A 16,209-nucleotide genomic window follows, 5' to 3' on the forward strand; every position below is an offset into this window, starting at 1 on the left:
TAAAATTTTAGGAGTGAGACATTACCACATAGAAACACGATGCGTAATTACCATCATCCGTGCTATCGTTATTGCAGATGTTGCAGCAAGGACGGGCCGAACACTTCCTGCTGGATCTGATGCGCGGCCACACCGCGTGCCAGCAAAGCATTGCGCTGGATCTGCATGAAAGAAGTCGGCCCGCACAAGTAGTAGGAACCATCATGCGGCAGCAAGGCGTCGGGCAATTGCGCCAGTTGCAAATAACCCTGTTGCTGATAATCCATCCGCAGGCGATCGTCGTCAGCCGGCTTTTCATAAGCAATGTGCGAGCGCATCTGGCCATGCCGGCGACTCAGCTTGCTCAACTCTCCTTTGAGCGGATGGTGACGTCCATTCAGCGTGGCATACAGAAAATTCACCGGCCGTTGCGGGCTCCGTTGCAGGCTGCCCTGCAACATGCTCATCATCGGCGTGACGCCGACACCGGCGCTGATCAGGACCAACGGCGTGTCGTCGTCTTGCGGCAAAACGAAATCGCCGCACGGCGGACTGACCCACAGCACGTCGCCTTCCTGATACTGGTCGTGCAGCAGGTTCGATACCAGGCCGGCCGGATAAGAGTTGTCGGCAGTGGCGCTGCCCTCCTCGCGCTTGACGCTGATGCGCCAGTGCCCGTTGTCCGGCGCATCCGACAAGCTGTACTGGCGCAGTTGACGCAAAGCCAGTTGCTCGATATTCACCGCGACGCTGATGTACTGGCCCGGCTGGAAAGCCGGCAGCGCCTTGCCGTCCGTGGCTTCCAGGTAGAACGAAGTAACGGTCTCGCTTTCCTTCTGTTTGCGCACCACGGTAACCGACCGGTATTCGCCGGGTTCGATGCCATGCGCCTGATATTGTTTACGCTCTTCGGTGATCAGAGCCGTGGCCAGCAAACCATAGGCTTCGGCCCAGGCCGCCAGTAGTTCCGGCGTTGCGGCTGCCCCGAGGATTTCCGCAATCGCATCCAGCAAGTGTTTGCCGACGATCGGATAGTGTTCTTCGCGCACTCCCAGGCTGACATGCTTTTGCACGATACGGCTGATCACAGGCGCCAATGCATCGGGATTATCGATATTCGCAGCGTAAGCAAAGATGGCAGAAGCCAGTGCCTGTTGCTGCGTACCGGATTGCTGGTTCGGCATGTTGAATATATTCTTGAGCTCGGGATGAGCGGCAAACAAGCGCTGGTAGAAACAACGGGTAATGGTAAGGCCATGCTCACGCAAGACAGGAACGGAAGCGACGATATAGGGACGGGAAGCAGCGGAAATCATATAAATACTCCTATTGTGACATTTAAAATACTACAATTAAGCTAAAAAAATGCGCGCTATTGCGACACTGGCGGCGCGTTCGTTTTCGCCGGAATCAAGCCATTGCCGTCGGCTGAAAATGCATGCGCGTGATGACAGTAGAGGTCGGCGGCAAGATCAGCTCCGCCAGGTTGTGCCGGTTCATGCCTGCGTAAAATTCCTGCTGGCCGATATCCAGCACGCGCTTCAGATGACAACTCCCTCTTAAAACGCAAGGTGGCTTGTCGCAATCGACCAGGCCGACATGCCCTTCCAGTGCGCTGAGAATATCGCCCAGATGCAGGGTTGCCGGCGCTCGCGCCATCCGCAAGCCGCCGTTGCGGCCTGGAGTGGCGCTAATCCAGCCCAGCTTGACCATCCGGTTGACCACCTTGTTCAGATGATTCTTCGGGATGTCGAACTGACTCGCCAACTCGCCGACGGTAATCACGCCTTGTTCCGACGTCGCGGCCAGATACATCAAGACGCGCAAGCCGAAATCGGTGAATTTGGTGAATTGCATGGATTTGTTTCCTGCTGAAGGCGAATCGTTAGATCCGATGTGGTCAGTATATTATTGTTGCATTTTAAAAGCAATAATAAATTCGTTGCGCAGAAAAACACATTTATTAACAATTAAATCACGTTCAAAGATTTAAGTGATCTCCTATTTTTTTAAGCGACTTTCATAAAAAACAAAATATCTTGACGTGATTCCCCTATGGCGTTAATAATGAAATAAGGCAATATTTCTATAAAGAAAATGGCCGCGAAGGAGGCGTGCCGTAGTCAATGAATGTCCAAGCAACTACTTGGGTTTCCACAACACAATAAAATGTCAATCGGGAGATTTGTCATGAAAAAGTTTGTACGGAACGGCATTTTGATTATCGCGTCAGCAACTGTATGCAGCACTGTTTCTAACACCGCCTCTGCAGGAACCGCCACGGCGACCATGACCAATACGGTCACCATCGCCAACCTCTGCGTCATCTCCACGCTCGGCTTCACCACCACCTACGATCCTGTGGTCGCCAACGCCTCTACACCGCAGACCGCGACAGCCAGCGTCACCACCACTTGCACCATCGGCGCCAGTCCGGTGATTACCCTGGACGCGGGTGCTCACGCCAATACCGGCTCGACCAGCGCCGTGCCGCTGCGCCGTCTTGCCAACACCGGCGCCACAGCCTTTCTGAACTACGGCTTGTTTTCCGACAGCGGCCATACCGTAACCTGGGGTGGTACAGCCGGGACTGCGCCTGCCCCCGTCACCGCCACCGGCCTGCCGACCCTGATTACCATCTACGCCAGCATTCCGGCGGCTCAGTCAGAGGCCGCAGCAACCTATACCGACTCGGTCATTGCCACCGTCACGTTTTAGGCAGGGCGATCGATGGCGCTTATGCTGAAACTGCTGCTCGCCGGCCTGTGCGCCGGCTTGGCCGGCCATGCACTGGCCGCATCGTTCACCGTTAATCCGATCGGCTTCGAGCTCAGCAGCGAGCGCAGCGCCGGCGTGCTGCAAATCACGAACACTGGTGACCAGCCGGCGCGCATCCAGGTCAATGCGGTCGACTGGAGCACCGATGGCCGCCAGGAAGTAGTGGCGGATACCGATGCCTTGCTGTTGAATCCGCCGATCTTTGCGCTAGAGCCGGGACAAACCCAGTTTCTGCGTTTCGGTCTGCGCCATCCAATGGATTCAACCACCGAAAAAAGCTACCGCCTGTTGATCGACGAAGTACCGCCCAGCGGTCCGCAGGCGCCCGGTCTGACGACCTTGCTAAGAGTCAGCATCCCGGTATTTATCGTCCCGCGGAAAAAACAGGAAAAAATTTCCTGGAAAATAAAACGGGAAGCAAAGGGACTAGTGCTGGTGGCGGCCAATGATGGCAATGTCCACACCAAGATTGTTCGCATTCTGCTAAGTAACAATGATGGCAAGGACAGCCAGAAAATCAGCGTACCTGTTTACGTATTGCCGGGCCAGCACAAGGAATGGCCTTTGGCAAACGGAAAAATCCATGCCGGCACGGTCCGACTGCAAATTTTGACAGACAAAGGCGAGATTGAAGAACACCTCATGCTGGAGACTGACCAGATATCTAGTCGCTAGCCTGATCGCATGTCAAATCCCGGCTCTGGCAGCAGCTGACAAGTCAGTGAGAGAACAGGAAATCATATTGGCGGTTGTCGTCAATGACAAAAAATTGACGGACGCAACGCTGATTGTACGTACTGCGGCCAACGGCATTATTGTGCCGTCGCAGTTATTGATTGACGCGCGCTTGCGCTTGCCGAACGTCGCCGCCATCAGCAGCCATCAGCAGAACTATTATCCGCTGGCGGCGCTGCCCGGTGTCAACGCAGAGATCGAGGCAAGCACCCAGACGTTAAACATCAGTGCACAGCCAAGCGCTTTCATCGATTCGGAGTTCAATCTTGGCGATCACCGCCCCCTGCTATTGCAGGCAGCGGAAACCGGCGCCTTCCTGAACTATGATGTCAACTACGCCAAAAGCCAGAGCCAGAGCCAGAGCCAGAGCCAGAGCCAGGGTCAAAGCCAAACCAATCTCTCGGGTCTGGTGGAAGTGGGGGTTTTCAGCGGCGGCGGAATTTACACCAGCCGTTTCGTCGGCCAGGACCTGACCGGCCAGCGAGCGCTGTTTCGGCTCGATAGCCAGTACACGCGGGATTTTCCACAACAGCAAGCGACATTGGTGGTGGGCGATAGCATCACCGGCACCAGTTCTTTATCGCGCCCGGTATATTTCGGAGGGCTTCAATGGCGGACAAAATTCTCGACCATTCCGGGATTCCAGGCAATCCCGCTACCTGCATTCAGCGGCACGGCGGCCGCGCCTTCCGTGGTCGACATCTACGTGGATAATATCCTGCGCCTCAAACAAACGGTCGACACCGGCCCGTTCACCATCAACAACCTGCCGGTATATGCCGGTCAGGGAAATGTGCAAATGGTGGTGCACGATGTGCTCGGGCGCCAGCAGGTGTACACGCAAAGCTATATCACCAGCGCACAATTTTTACGGCAAGGCAGCAAGGACGTCTCTTACGAAGTCGGCGCGCTACGCAATAATTTCGGCAGCAAGAATAGCGATTACGGCCAGGCGTTCAGCTCCGCCACAGTGCGTTACGGCGTCAGCGATGCCAGCACGGTAGAAGGTCATGGCGAGGTCATGCGCGGCCGCGAGTCGCTGGCCTTTGCCGCCGCCGTTGCTATCAGCGACGTCGGCTTGCTGAGCGGCGGCGTGGCGGCCAGCAGCTCTGAACGCGGTAGCGACACGCAACAATATTTGCAGTTCGACCGCCGAGGCAATCGATATGGGATAACCGTGCGCGCGCAAACAGCCGGTCCGCGCTTTTGGCAACTGGGCCTGGGCGACGATATCCTGGCGCCGGCACAGCAAATCCAGGCGCAAGCTAATGTCGCTCTGGGCGCAGTTACAAATCTGGCGTTCGGCTACCTGAGCCAGGTCAACCGCGGCCAGGATAATGTGCGCGCCATCAATGCCGGCCTTAACTTCAACTTGCGCCAGAACGGCAGCATCAACATCGGTTTGCTGAAGTCGTTGACGCAGGATCGTTCGCTCTCGGCCAACGTGGTGTGGGTCATTCCGCTGGAACATCAAAGCTTCCTGCAGATGGTGGCCAGCGGCCAGCAAGGCAGTAAATACTTCAGCACTGAATACCAGCAAGCCGCCCCGCAGGAAGGCGGCTGGGGTTATCGCGCGCGCAAGGCTGTGTTCGACAACGGCGGCGAAGATGTCGGCGCCAACTACATCGGCACCAACGGCGAATACATGTTGAGCGCCAATCACATCGATGCCCAAAACAATCTGCAGCTTGAGGCCCGCGGCGGCATCGCCCTGCTCGGCGGTCATGTCAGGACGACACGCTGGCTGGATCAAAGTTTCGCGATGGTGGAAGTGCCCGTCAACCAACCGATCGATATCTATGCCAACAATATCAAGGTCGGCCAGACTGATAAACATGGCGTCGGCTTCATACCGCGCCTGGTTCCTTACGAGCCCAACACAGTCTCTCTGGACGATGCCAGGTTACCGCTGTCGATGACGCTGGACCTGGCGCAAAAAACGGTTACTCCCGGCTACAGGACCGGAAGCCTTCTGAAATTCAACGCACAGCAAAATGAAAGCGCAACATTGATCCTGTTCGACGAAAACAACAAACCGCTAGCCACCGGCACCCGGGTATACATCAAAGGAAACAGCGCAGCACAGGAGGTTGCCTTGCGCGGTCAGGTCTTCATGCCGACGATCGACTATCCGGCAGATATCGTGGTGCGTGACAACAGTACGGGCATCAGGTGCCGCTTCACGATCGAGATGCCGCCGCGGGCAATGAATTTCCCGGTGCTGGGGCCTTATATCTGCTCTCAGGAGATGAAATGAGAAATGGCTTAAAATGGATGATGAATTTGATGACATTCATCAGTGCATGCGCGCTGCCGTTAAGCGCACATGCGCTGCTTGCCACGTGCACAGTTGCCGTTACCGGCATTGCCTTTCCGGTTTACGTCGCTTATCCCGGAGCTGGCAATTCCGACGGCACCGGCGATGTTGCCGTTACCTGCAGCGGCCTGGGGGTATTGGTTAGTTACACCATGGAGTTAGGTACGGGCAGCGGTACCTTCGCCACCCGCACGCTGATATACGCAGTCAGCAATTCTCTTAACTATAATTTGTTTACCGATACCGGCCGCACTATAATCTGGGGCGACGGCAGCGCCGGAGCTGGCGCCAACACCATGACCGACGGTTACGTTCTCAGCCTGGGTCCGACTACCCGTCACTACACCGTTTATGGCCGGGTGCCCGGGGCTCAGAACAAACCGGCAGGTAACTACACCGACGCAGTGATCGTCACCATTACCTATTGAGGTCGCATAAAAAAAGCCGATCTGGCGATCGGCTTTTTCTCGGCAAGCGGCTCAATCAGCCGCAAACTTCAATTTAGATTTCTTCGTACAACGGCAATGTCAGGAACTCGGCAAACGAAGCCGAAGTCGACATTTCTTCAAAGATCTTCGCAGCGCGGTCATAAGTAGCGCCATTGCCAACCAGCGCCTTGACCTTGACCAATTCCTCAGGAATCATCGCGACGACCATCTCGGCAGTGACCTTCTTGCCATCTTCCAGCACACCCTTGCTCGAACGTATCCATTGCCATACTTGCGCGCGGCTGATCTCGGCTGTAGCGGCATCTTCCATCAGGTTATGAATCGGCACGCAACCGTTACCAGCCAACCAGGCGCCCAGGTAATGGATACCGACATTGATGTTATAACGCAGGCCGGCTTCGGTGATCGGCGCTTCCGGTTTGAAATCGAGCAGATCGGCGGCGCTGACGTTGACGTCTTCACGCTGCTTGCTGATCTGGTTCGGCTTGTCGCCCAGCACCTTCTTGAATTCGGTCATCGCCAGCTCGACCAGGCCTGGATGGGCAACCCAGCCGCCGTCATAGCCGTCGGTCGCATCGCGTGCCTTGTCGACACGGACGCCGCCCATGGCGATGTCATTCTTTTCCGGATCGTTCTTGATCGGGATCAGCGCAGCCATGCCGCCGATCGCCGGTGCATTACGCTTGTGGCAAGTCTTCAGCAACAGCAACGCGTAAGAGCGCATGAATGGCGCTGTCATGGTTACCTTGGCACGGTCGGCCAGGCAGAAATCCTTGTCCAGCTTGAACTTCTTGATGCAAGAGAAGATGTAATCCCAGCGGCCGGCGTTAAGGCCGGAGCTGTGTTCGCGCAGTTCGTACAGGATTTCGTCCATTTCGAAAGCGGCCAGGATGGTTTCGATCAGGACTGTCGCCTTGATCGTACCTTGTGGCAGGCCAAGTTCGTTCTGGGTCATCACGAAGATGTCGTTCCACAAGCGCGCTTCCAGATGCGACTCCATCTTCGGCAAGTAGAAATAAGGACCGGCGCCGCGCGCCAGCTGTTCCTTGGCATTGTGGAACATGAACAAGGCAAAATCGAAAATGCCGCCGGAGACACGCTTGCCGTCGACCAGCACGTGCTTTTCATCCAGGTGCCAGCCGCGTGGACGGACCACCAGGGTTGCGACCTTGTCGTTCAGTTTGTAGGATTTGCCGTTCTGTTCCAGCGAAATCGTTTTGCGAATCGCATCGCGCAGGTTGATCTGGCCGGTGATCTGGTTGTCCCAGACTGGCGAATTCGAATCTTCGAAGTCGGTCATGTAGCTGTCGGCGCCGGAGTTGAAGGCGTTGATGACCATCTTACGCTCGACCGGGCCGGTAATTTCGACGCGGCGGCATTCCAGCGCTGCCGGTATCGGCGCGATCTTCCAGTCGCCGTTACGGATATGCGCCGTTTCAGGCAGGAAATCGGGGCGCTCACCAGCATCCAGGCGTTTGGCGCGCTCAACGCGAACTTCCAGCAACTCCTGACGGCGCGCTTCGAAAGCGCGGCTCAGCTTGGCTACCAGGGCCAGCGCATCAGGTGTCAGAATTTCCGCGTAGCCGGGTTCGATCGAACCGTTGATTTCCATTCCTGCGGGCAGTGTCAGTTGAGTCATGCTTTACTCCTGTTTGTTCTAATAAGGATCAGTGTCGTCTGCAGCACATCTATTGTGCGCCGCGAAATTCTGTTTTTGACCATGTCGGGTATGCAAAATCCTGAATGGCATTATCTAATTTTTACGCTATATAGTATATTTAAACTAAATCATCATAGGTCGAACGATTTATCATTTGATCTATGCGTTTTAGTCACAAGTGAGCATATCACAGCACAGCACCGACCTCCCACAAACTCAAAGCCGCGGCGACATGGATCAATTCAAGCAGATTTCCACCTTTGTCGAGGTGGCAGCAAAAGGCAGCCTGTCCGCGGCGGCACGCGCCGAAGGGATCGCCCCGGCCATGATCGGGCGGCGGCTGGATGCATTAGAGGAACGCCTCGGTGTGAAACTTTTGCAACGCACCACGCGCAAAATCGCACTGACCAACGAGGGCGAAGCCTTCCTGGAGGATTGCCAGCGCATCTTGTCCGACCTGGACAATGCCGAATCGGCGGTCTCCGAGCGCAGCGCCCATGCCAGCGGCCATCTGCTGATTTCGGCGCCGGCCGGCTTCGGGCGGCAGCACGTGGCGCCGCTTATGCCCTCCTTTCTTACCGAACATCGTGACGTTACCCTCACCCTGAACCTGAACGACCGGGTGGTCGACCTGATCGGCGAAGGGATCGACGTCGCGATCCGTATCGCGTCGTTGTCGGACTCGTCGCTGATCGGCGCCAAGCTGGCGGATAACAAGCGCATCGTGGTGGCCTCGCCGGCCTATATCAAGCGGCACGGCATGCCGCGTACTGTCGACGACCTGCAAAAGCATAATTGCCTGGCGATCAGCAGTGAAGGCAGCCAGCGCGGCTGGAGTTTCCGGCAAAACGGCAAGATCGTCACCGTCAAGGTGGCTGGCAACATGGTCTGCAACGACGGCCAGGTCCTGCATGACTGGGCACTGGCCGGCAAAGGGCTGGCGTGGCGCTCGATGTGGGAAGTCGGCAGCGAGATCGAATCCGGCAAACTGGTCACAGTGCTGGACGAATTTGCCGCGCCGGGCAACGATATCTACGCGGTTTTCGCGCAACGGCGTCATCTGCCCTTGCGGATCCGGGTATTTGTCGATTTCCTGCGGCGTGCTTATGCCCAGCCCGAATACTGGCGCCATGGCTGACCGGGTTGCTAAGCTACGCTCCCATTTTTTTCATTGCTGATGTACAATAGCGCCCAGTTGCACGGCATTCTGCGTGCAGCACCCTCTCAAAGGGGAGTAGCTCCTGAATATTGGCCGACATATTAGTCATTAGTTGCGGTCCGATGTTCTGCAAGGTAGTCGTCATCACGGAACAGGCACAACGCCTGCGCCCGGTTACCTTGGCAGCGACGCTGTTGAGCAAGACCTTTGTCAGCATGGATACCATGCAGGCAATGTGTCGCGTATACTTCTTCTCGCCATTCCTGTTGTTATCCATGCATGAGGTTATTTGCTAACCCTGTTGGAGACTTTATGGATTTTTCTGCTTTACTTTCAATGCTGGGCCTGGCTGACTGGAATGCCGGCGCATTCTTCGGCGCATTGCTGGCTATCATCGTCATCGACCTGGTGCTGGCCGGCGACAACGCCATCGTGATTGCGATGGCGGCCCGCAACCTGCCGGACCACCTGCGCCGCAAAGCGATTATCTGGGGCACCGCGGGCGCAGTCGTCATGCGGGTGTTGATGACTATCGGCGTCGTGTGGCTGCTGCAAATACCAGGCTTGTTGCTGGTGGGCGGCATCGCCCTGCTCTGGATCGCCTACCGTTTGCTGACGCAGTCGGATGACGGCGAAGCGCATGGCGTGCAAGCTACCACCATGGCGGCCGCATTGAAAACCATCATCATCGCCGATACCGTCATGGGCATCGACAATGTCCTGGGTGTGGCCGGCGCCGCCAAAGGCAGCATGGCCCTGGTGATTATCGGCTTGCTGATTTCGGTGCCGATCATGGTGTGGGGCTCGACCCTGGCGCTCAAGCTGATCGAACGCTTCCCAGCCACGATCTTTATCGGCGCGGCAATCCTGGTATATACCGCAATGCACATGATCGTCACGGAACCGATAGCAAAGCCGTTGTGGGATAGCTTCCCAGGGTTGAGCTATGCCGTCTATGCGATTGGCTTTGTGGTAGTGCTGGGTGGTGGCTGGCTGGTGTCCAGACGACGTGGCGCTGAAAAAGTCGCGGAATAAAACCAAAAATCCCCGTCTCGTCAGGCGGGGATTTTTTTGCCTCAAGGTATCTGGTTTGCCGTCAATATCCGTTGATGGAAAGCCAGATGATCGTCCATCAAAGTGGAAATGAAATAATAGCCGTGGTCATACCCGGCGTGACGGCGCAGCGTCAATTTCTGTCCGGCCTGCAGGCAGGCCGCCTCAAACTGCTCCGGCAGTAATTGCTCTGCCAGGAATTTATCCCCCAAGCCTTGATCGATCAGTATCTCTTGCGGAAACGGTCGTCGCAGCCGCAACATCAATTGCGTCGCATCGTAATCCTGCCAGCCGGCTTGATCCGTTCCCAGGTAATTGCCAAACGCCTTTTGCCCCCACGGACAATTTCCCGGCGCCGCAATCGGCGCAAACGCCGACACCGAGCGAAACACATCCGGATTGCGCAAAGCCAGCACCAGCGCGCCATGGCCGCCCATCGAATGGCCAAAGATACCGATGCTGCCGGCTTGCGCCGGAAACTCTTGCACGATGGTTTGCCGTAACTCATGCAATATATAAGAGTACATCCGGAAATGCGCTGCCCACGGCGCTTGCGTCGCGTCCAGGTAAAAGCCGGCGCCGTTGCCGAAATCCCAGCTGGCGTCGACACCGGCGATCCCGGTATCGCGCGGACTGGTATCGGGCGTCACCAGCATGATGCCGTACTGCGCCGCGTAACGCTGGGCGCCGGCCTTGATCATGAAAGTCTCTTCGGTACAGGTCAGGCCGGCCAGGAAAAACAGCACGGGCACCGGCCCCAACCTGGCTTGCGGCGGCTGGAACACGGAAAACCGCATAGGCAAACCGATCTCGCTCGACGCATGCCGGTAAAAACCCTGCGTGCCGCCGAAGCAGGCATGTTCGCTGATCAGCTCCATCAGTAGATCACCACCGAACGTATCGATTCGCCGCTCTTCATCAAATCGAACCCTTCATTGATGCGCTCCAGCGGCAAGCGATGGGTAATCAAGTCATCGATATTCAGCTTGCCGTCCATATACCAGTCGACGATCTTGGGCACGTCGGTACGGCCACGGGCGCCGCCGAATGCCGAACCCTTCCAGACGCGGCCGGTCACCAGCTGGAACGGCCGGGTGCTGATTTCCTGGCCGGCGGCGGCAACGCCGATCACGATCGATTGTCCCCAGCCTTTATGGCAGCATTCCAGCGCCTGACGCATGGTGGTGACGTTGCCGATGCATTCGAAGCTGTAATCGGCGCCGCCATCGGTCAGTTGCACGATGGCGTCGACCACGTTCTCCACTGCCGTCGGATTGATGAAATGCGTCATGCCGAATTTGCGCGCCATCTCCTGACGGGCCGGATTGATATCAACCCCGATGATCTTGTCGGCGCCGACCATGCGCGCCGCCTGGATCACGTTCAGGCCGATGCCGCCCAGCCCGAACACCACCACATTGGCGCCCGCTTCCACCTTGGCGGTAAACAGCACCGCGCCGACGCCGGTAGTGACGCCGCAACCGATATAACAAACCTTGTCGAATGGTGCATCTTCACGGATCTTGGCAAGGGCGATTTCCGGCACCACGATGTAGTTGGAAAACGTCGAGGTCCCCATGTAATGGAAAATCGGCTTGCCGTCGATCGAGAAACGACTGGTGGCGTCCGGCATCAAGCCACGTCCCTGGGTCGAGCGGATCGACTGGCACAGATTGGTTTTTTGCGACAAACAGAATTTGCATTCTCGGCATTCGGGCGTGTAGAGCGGAATGACGTGATCGTCCTTCTTCAGGCTTTTGACGCCAGGGCCGACGTCCACCACGATACCCGCGCCTTCATGGCCCAGGATCGACGGGAAAATGCCTTCCGGATCGGCGCCGGACAGTGTGTAGTAATCGGTATGGCAGATGCCGGTAGCCTTGATCTCGACCAGCACCTCACCGGCACGCGGGCCGCCCAGTTCGACTTCTTCGATCGTCAGTGGCTGACCGGCTTTCCATGCGATAGCTGCTTTGGTTTTCATGATGATGTCCTTTATCTGGCTGTAATCTGGCTGTATTTACTCGAATGTATTGAAACAACATTCCTGACTATTCGGTGTCGCGTATCTTGCTCAAAGCATCATCGATACGCTCGACGCCAATCACTTTCAAACCTTCAATCTCTTGTTTCGGCATATTCGCCTTGGGAATCATGGCAATCGAGAAGCCCAGCTTGGCGGCTTCGCGCAAACGTTCCTGGCCGCGTGGCGCCGGCCGGATTTCACCCGCCAGGCCGACCTCGCCGAACACCACCAGCCCACGCGGCAGCGGCCGGTTGCGCATCGACGAGTTAATCGCCAGCAGCACCGCCAGATCGGCGGCGGGTTCGGTAATCTTGACGCCGCCGACCGCATTGATGAACACATCCTGGTCAAACGCCGCAATGCCGGCATGACGATGCAACACAGCCAGCAACATCGCCAGCCGGTTCTGCTCCAGCCCGACCGACAGGCGACGCGCATTCGGCACGTGCGACGCATCGACCAAAGCCTGGATTTCCACCAGCAGCGGCCGCGTGCCTTCCTGCGTCACCATCACGCAAGAGCCCGGCACTTGATTGTCATGCTGCGACAAGAACAGCGCCGACGGATTGGAGACGCCCTTCAAGCCCTTTTCCGTCATTGCAAAAACGCCTAGCTCATTGACCGCGCCGAAGCGATTCTTGAATGCCCGCACCAGGCGGAAACTGGAATGGGTATCGCCTTCGAAGTACAGCACCGTATCGACGATATGCTCCAGCACGCGCGGCCCTGCCAGCGCGCCTTCTTTGGTCACGTGGCCGACCATGATGATGGTGATGCCTGATTGCTTGGCAACCCGCGTCAGCTGCGCCGCGCATTCACGCACCTGCGCCACCGAACCCGGAGCCGAGCTGAGCGCATCGGAATAAACAGTCTGGATCGAATCGATGACCGCCACTTCGGGCTTATGCTCCACCAGCGTGTTGAGGATTTTTTCCAGCTGGATTTCAGCCTGCAGCTTGAGATCCTTGGCATCCACCGCCAGCCGCTTGGCGCGCAAGGCGATTTGCGCACCGGACTCTTCGCCGCTGACGTACAGCACACTCTTGATTTTCGACAAATTCGCCAGCGCTTGCAACAGTAAGGTCGATTTGCCGATACCCGGATCACCGCCGATCAACACTACTCCGCCGGCCACCAGTCCGCCGCCGAGCACCCGGTCGAATTCCTCGATACCGGTGCCGAAGCGCGGTACGTCGATGGCTTCGATGTCGGCCAGGGTCATTACCGGTGCAGTCTGCGCCAAGCCTTGATGCTGATTGGAAAAACGGTTGCCGACCGCTTCGACGATGGTTTCCACCAGCGTGTTCCATTGCCCGCAGGACGGGCACTGGCCGGTCCATTTGTTGGCGACGCCGCCGCATTCGGTGCAGGTGTAATTGGTTTTAGCTTTGGCCATGCGATTCCATAATCATTAGTAGTAGTGGGCTTGCTATCCGTCCGCGCTGCTGCACCGTCACAAGTCCACCACTTTAACCCGCGCAGCCACGGCACACATCAATTCATACCCGATTGTCCCGGCCGCGTGCGCCACTTCATCGATCGGCAAGCCTGTACCCCACAAGGTCACCGCACTACCGACTGCGGCACCCGGCACATTGGTCAGGTCGACTGAAAACATGTCCATCGATACCCGTCCCACGGTAGTAGTACGCGTACCGTCAACCAGCACCGGAGTGCCGTTCGGCGCATGGCGTGGGTAGCCGTCGGCATAACCGCAGGCGACCACACCTACGACCATCGGCGCGGCCGCGACAAATCGGCTGCCGTAACCGATCGCTTCGCCGGCGCCGAGCCGCTGGATGCCGATAATCTTGCTGGTGAGCGTCATCGCCGGTTTCAGGCCGAACTGTTCGGCGCTGGCGCCGCCGGGCGTGGCGCCATATAACATGATGCCAGGCCGCACCCAATCCGATTTCAATTCGGGATGCATCAGGTCTGCGGCAGAATTGGCGACGCTGCGTTCTTCACTGAGACCCGAGATACCCTGCTCGAATTGCTGCGCCTGTTGTTGCAATGGCAAACCTGGATTCAGCGGATCGTCGGCATTCGCAAAATGCGTCATCAATGTGATCTTGCGCACCGCCGGGTTCGCCCGCAAACGCTGGTAAGCGGCACGATAGGCTTCCGGCTTGAAACCGAGCCGGTTCATGCCGCTGTTCATTTTCAGATGGACATCGACTGGCCCGCTCAGCCCGGATCGCTCCAGCCAGACGATCTGTTCGATGCAATGGACTGCGAACTCGAGCCGGGCCCGGACCACTGTCTCAAGATCGGCGGCGTCAAAGATACCTTCCAGGAGCAGGATAGGTTTTTGCCAACCCAGCTCGCGCAGACGCACTGCATTTTCCGGCTCAATCAAGGCCAGCCCGTCCGCTTCCGCAAAACCGCGTATGCCGCGCTCCAAACCATGGCCGTAGGCATTCGCCTTGACCACCGCCCAGATCTTCGCATCAAGGGCATGCGATTTGGCAATACGCAGATTGTGCTGCAGCGCAGAAATATCTATGGTGGCAACTAGGGGTCTTGGCATGGGTGGGAAATGGGCAGAATTTGCGCAGTGCGTTGAAGCGTCCATTTTACCGGATGCGCCGTCGATGATGAATTGGCAATCACTATAATTCGGTCGATTTTTTGCAGAACGTTTTGTCTTTGGCATGTCTCATAATCACGAATCGGTCATATTTTCATGGTATAAAGCAGGCCGGGGACACATTGTTACATTCTGGGATGCGGATGAATCGCGGTTTTTACACCATCATGGCGGCGCAGTTTTTTTCTTCGCTGGCCGATAACGCCCTATTCATAGCGGCCATCGCCGTACTGGCAGAAATGTCGTCGCCGGACTGGATGACACCGCTGCTGAAATTATTTTTTGTCTTGTCTTACGTGCTGTTGGCAGCTTTTGTCGGCGCTTTCGCTGATTCTCTGCCTAAAGGCCGGGTGATGCTCATCACCAACATGATCAAGATTTTCGGCTGCATGCTGATGTTCTTCGATGTCCACCCATTGATCGCTTATGCCATTGTCGGGTTCGGCGCGGCTGCTTATTCGCCCGCCAAATATGGCATCCTGACCGAATTGTTGCCACCGGAAAAACTGGTAGCCGCAAATGGCTGGATTGAAGGTTTGACCATGGCCTCGATCATCTTCGGCACGGTTCTGGGCGGCGCTTTGGTCAGCCCTCATATCACTGCAATCTTGCTGCAATGGCACATACCGATTCTCAACCTGAATCTGAATACCCCTACCCATGCAGCGCTCACGGTGATCGGCATGTTGTACATCGTCGCCACCATATTCAATCTGAAGATCCCGGACACCGGCGCCCGCTACCCGCACCAGCAACATCGGCCCAGCAAGCTCATCGTTGATTTTGCCAATTGCTGTTCAATTCTGTGGAAAGACAAATTGGGCCAGATTTCGCTGGCAGTCACTACCCTGTTCTGGGGCGCCGGCGCAACACTGCAATTCATCGTGCTGAAATGGGCTGAAAAATCGCTCGGCATGCCGCTCGACAAAGCGGCCATACTGCAAGGCGTGGTGGCATTTGGCGTGGCGATTGGTGCAGGCGTGGCGGCACGCATGATTCCATTGAAAAAATCGCTGACAGTGATGCCGATGGGAGTCGTGATGGGGCTGGTCGTCATGGCGATGACGGTGGTGCATTCTGTCTGGCTGGCCTATCCCTTGCTGATACTTATTGGTGCATTGTCCGGCTATTTCGTCGTGCCGATGAATGCTCTCCTGCAACATCGCGGTCACGTGCTGATGAGTGCGGGTCACTCGATCGCAGTGCAAAATTTCAATGAAAACCTGTCGATATTGACCATGCTGGTGCTGTATGCGCTGATGATCAAAATGAATCTCGACGTGAATATCGTTATCTTCTTGTTTGGCTCGTTTGTCGCCGCCATCATGATTTTGATCATGCGCAAGCATGCGGCGAATCAACGCGAACATGATTCGCTGGCCTTGATTGGCGAAGTCAAACACTGACTGAGTTAAACATTGCATTAAGCGAACACTGCAACGGCTGGATAAATCTATCCGGCC

Annotated in this window: 15 protein-coding genes; 8 read left to right on the top strand and 7 right to left on the bottom strand. The window is 56.6% G+C overall.

Features of this window, described 5'->3' with window-relative positions; genetic code table 11:
* Positions 1-68 precede the first annotated feature (68 nt).
* Both hmpA and BM205_RS02050 read right to left on the bottom strand, forming a co-directional pair.
* The gene (gene hmpA, locus BM205_RS02045) at positions 69-1,295 is read right to left on the bottom strand and encodes an NO-inducible flavohemoprotein (RefSeq protein ID WP_092412019.1); all 1,227 of its coding nucleotides are present in this window, start codon (positions 1,293-1,295) and stop codon (positions 69-71) included.
* Between the two features lie 94 nt (positions 1,296-1,389).
* Positions 1,390-1,836, bottom strand: a complete 447-nt coding sequence (locus BM205_RS02050) for an RrF2 family transcriptional regulator (protein ID WP_092412021.1) — start codon at positions 1,834-1,836, stop codon at positions 1,390-1,392.
* A gap of 333 nt (positions 1,837-2,169) precedes the next feature.
* Here BM205_RS02050 and BM205_RS02055 point away from each other — a divergent pair, with 333 nt between their 5' ends.
* The 4 genes from BM205_RS02055 to BM205_RS02070 all read left to right on the top strand — a co-directional run bounded on the left by BM205_RS02055 (position 2,170) and on the right by BM205_RS02070 (position 6,237).
* Positions 2,170-2,697, top strand: coding sequence for a spore coat U domain-containing protein (locus BM205_RS02055; RefSeq protein ID WP_254783694.1), 528 nt, complete (start codon positions 2,170-2,172; stop codon positions 2,695-2,697).
* A 21-nt stretch (positions 2,698-2,718) separates the two neighbouring features.
* Positions 2,719-3,432, top strand: a complete 714-nt coding sequence (locus BM205_RS02060; RefSeq protein ID WP_175511117.1) for a fimbrial biogenesis chaperone — start codon at positions 2,719-2,721, stop codon at positions 3,430-3,432.
* 67 nt (positions 3,433-3,499) lie between these two features.
* Entirely contained in the window at positions 3,500-5,749 is a 2,250-nt protein-coding gene (locus tag BM205_RS02065) for a fimbria/pilus outer membrane usher protein (RefSeq protein ID WP_175511118.1), read from the top strand.
* On the top strand, positions 5,746-6,237 hold the full coding sequence (locus tag BM205_RS02070) for a Csu type fimbrial protein (RefSeq protein WP_092412029.1): 492 nt from the start codon (positions 5,746-5,748) through the stop codon (positions 6,235-6,237). The genes BM205_RS02065 and BM205_RS02070 overlap by 4 nt, the downstream gene beginning before the upstream one ends.
* A gap of 73 nt (positions 6,238-6,310) precedes the next feature.
* On the opposite strand, the gene aceB is transcribed toward BM205_RS02070, so the two are convergent.
* A complete protein-coding gene (gene aceB / locus BM205_RS02075) occupies positions 6,311-7,897 on the bottom strand; it encodes a malate synthase A (RefSeq protein ID WP_092412031.1) in 1,587 nt (528 codons plus the stop codon).
* 253 nt (positions 7,898-8,150) lie between these two features.
* On the opposite strand from aceB, the gene BM205_RS02080 reads away from it, so the two are divergent.
* The 3 genes from BM205_RS02080 (at position 8,151) to BM205_RS02085 (ending at position 10,112) form a co-directional block, all read left to right on the top strand.
* A complete protein-coding gene (locus BM205_RS02080) occupies positions 8,151-9,056 on the top strand; it encodes a LysR family transcriptional regulator (RefSeq protein ID WP_092412033.1) in 906 nt (301 codons plus the stop codon).
* Positions 9,057-9,166: 110 nt separating this feature from the next.
* A complete protein-coding gene (locus BM205_RS23935; RefSeq protein WP_139227199.1) occupies positions 9,167-9,373 on the top strand; it encodes a hypothetical protein in 207 nt (68 codons plus the stop codon).
* Positions 9,374-9,389: 16 nt separating this feature from the next.
* Positions 9,390-10,112, top strand: a complete 723-nt coding sequence (locus BM205_RS02085; RefSeq protein WP_371326444.1) for a TerC family protein — start codon at positions 9,390-9,392, stop codon at positions 10,110-10,112.
* A 41-nt stretch (positions 10,113-10,153) separates the two neighbouring features.
* Here BM205_RS02085 and fghA read toward each other — a convergent pair whose 3' ends face one another.
* The 4 genes from fghA to alr all read right to left on the bottom strand — a co-directional run bounded on the left by fghA (position 10,154) and on the right by alr (position 14,686).
* Positions 10,154-11,011, bottom strand: coding sequence for an S-formylglutathione hydrolase (gene fghA, locus BM205_RS02090; RefSeq protein WP_092412035.1), 858 nt, complete (start codon positions 11,009-11,011; stop codon positions 10,154-10,156).
* On the bottom strand, positions 11,008-12,114 hold the full coding sequence (locus tag BM205_RS02095) for an S-(hydroxymethyl)glutathione dehydrogenase/class III alcohol dehydrogenase (RefSeq protein ID WP_092412037.1): 1,107 nt from the start codon (positions 12,112-12,114) through the stop codon (positions 11,008-11,010). The genes fghA and BM205_RS02095 overlap by 4 nt, the downstream gene beginning before the upstream one ends.
* 67 nt (positions 12,115-12,181) lie before the next feature.
* Entirely contained in the window at positions 12,182-13,552 is a 1,371-nt protein-coding gene (gene radA, locus BM205_RS02100) for a DNA repair protein RadA (RefSeq protein WP_092412039.1), read from the bottom strand.
* A 57-nt stretch (positions 13,553-13,609) separates the two neighbouring features.
* Positions 13,610-14,686 (bottom strand): alanine racemase, encoded by a 1,077-nt coding sequence (gene alr, locus BM205_RS02105; RefSeq protein ID WP_092412658.1) that lies wholly within the window; start codon positions 14,684-14,686, stop codon positions 13,610-13,612.
* Positions 14,687-14,889: 203 nt separating this feature from the next.
* Here alr and lplT point away from each other — a divergent pair, with 203 nt between their 5' ends.
* Positions 14,890-16,152, top strand: coding sequence for a lysophospholipid transporter LplT (gene lplT / locus BM205_RS02110; protein WP_092412041.1), 1,263 nt, complete (start codon positions 14,890-14,892; stop codon positions 16,150-16,152).
* Positions 16,153-16,209: the final 57 nt, after the last annotated feature.

The sequence above is a fragment of the Collimonas sp. OK307 genome (assembly GCF_900113705.1).
Taxonomy (GTDB): Bacteria; Pseudomonadota; Gammaproteobacteria; order Burkholderiales; family Burkholderiaceae_D; genus Collimonas.

What these genes read in the sequence shown, in the direction of transcription:
- alr (WP_092412658.1), bottom strand. Translation starts at nt 14,686, where the DNA reads ATGCCAAGACCCCTAGTTGCCACCATAGATATTTCTGCGCTGCAGCAC.
- BM205_RS02085 (WP_371326444.1), top strand. Translation starts at nt 9,390, where the DNA reads ATGGATTTTTCTGCTTTACTTTCAATGCTGGGCCTGGCTGACTGGAAT.
- BM205_RS02060 (WP_175511117.1), top strand. Translation starts at nt 2,719, where the DNA reads ATGCTGAAACTGCTGCTCGCCGGCCTGTGCGCCGGCTTGGCCGGCCAT.
- BM205_RS02050 (WP_092412021.1), bottom strand. Translation starts at nt 1,836, where the DNA reads ATGCAATTCACCAAATTCACCGATTTCGGCTTGCGCGTCTTGATGTAT.
- radA (WP_092412039.1), bottom strand. Translation starts at nt 13,552, where the DNA reads ATGGCCAAAGCTAAAACCAATTACACCTGCACCGAATGCGGCGGCGTC.
- BM205_RS02070 (WP_092412029.1), top strand. Translation starts at nt 5,746, where the DNA reads ATGAGAAATGGCTTAAAATGGATGATGAATTTGATGACATTCATCAGT.
- aceB (WP_092412031.1), bottom strand. Translation starts at nt 7,897, where the DNA reads ATGACTCAACTGACACTGCCCGCAGGAATGGAAATCAACGGTTCGATC.
- lplT (WP_092412041.1), top strand. Translation starts at nt 14,890, where the DNA reads ATGAATCGCGGTTTTTACACCATCATGGCGGCGCAGTTTTTTTCTTCG.
- BM205_RS02055 (WP_254783694.1), top strand. Translation starts at nt 2,170, where the DNA reads ATGAAAAAGTTTGTACGGAACGGCATTTTGATTATCGCGTCAGCAACT.
- BM205_RS02080 (WP_092412033.1), top strand. Translation starts at nt 8,151, where the DNA reads ATGGATCAATTCAAGCAGATTTCCACCTTTGTCGAGGTGGCAGCAAAA.
- hmpA (WP_092412019.1), bottom strand. Translation starts at nt 1,295, where the DNA reads ATGATTTCCGCTGCTTCCCGTCCCTATATCGTCGCTTCCGTTCCTGTC.
- BM205_RS02095 (WP_092412037.1), bottom strand. Translation starts at nt 12,114, where the DNA reads ATGAAAACCAAAGCAGCTATCGCATGGAAAGCCGGTCAGCCACTGACG.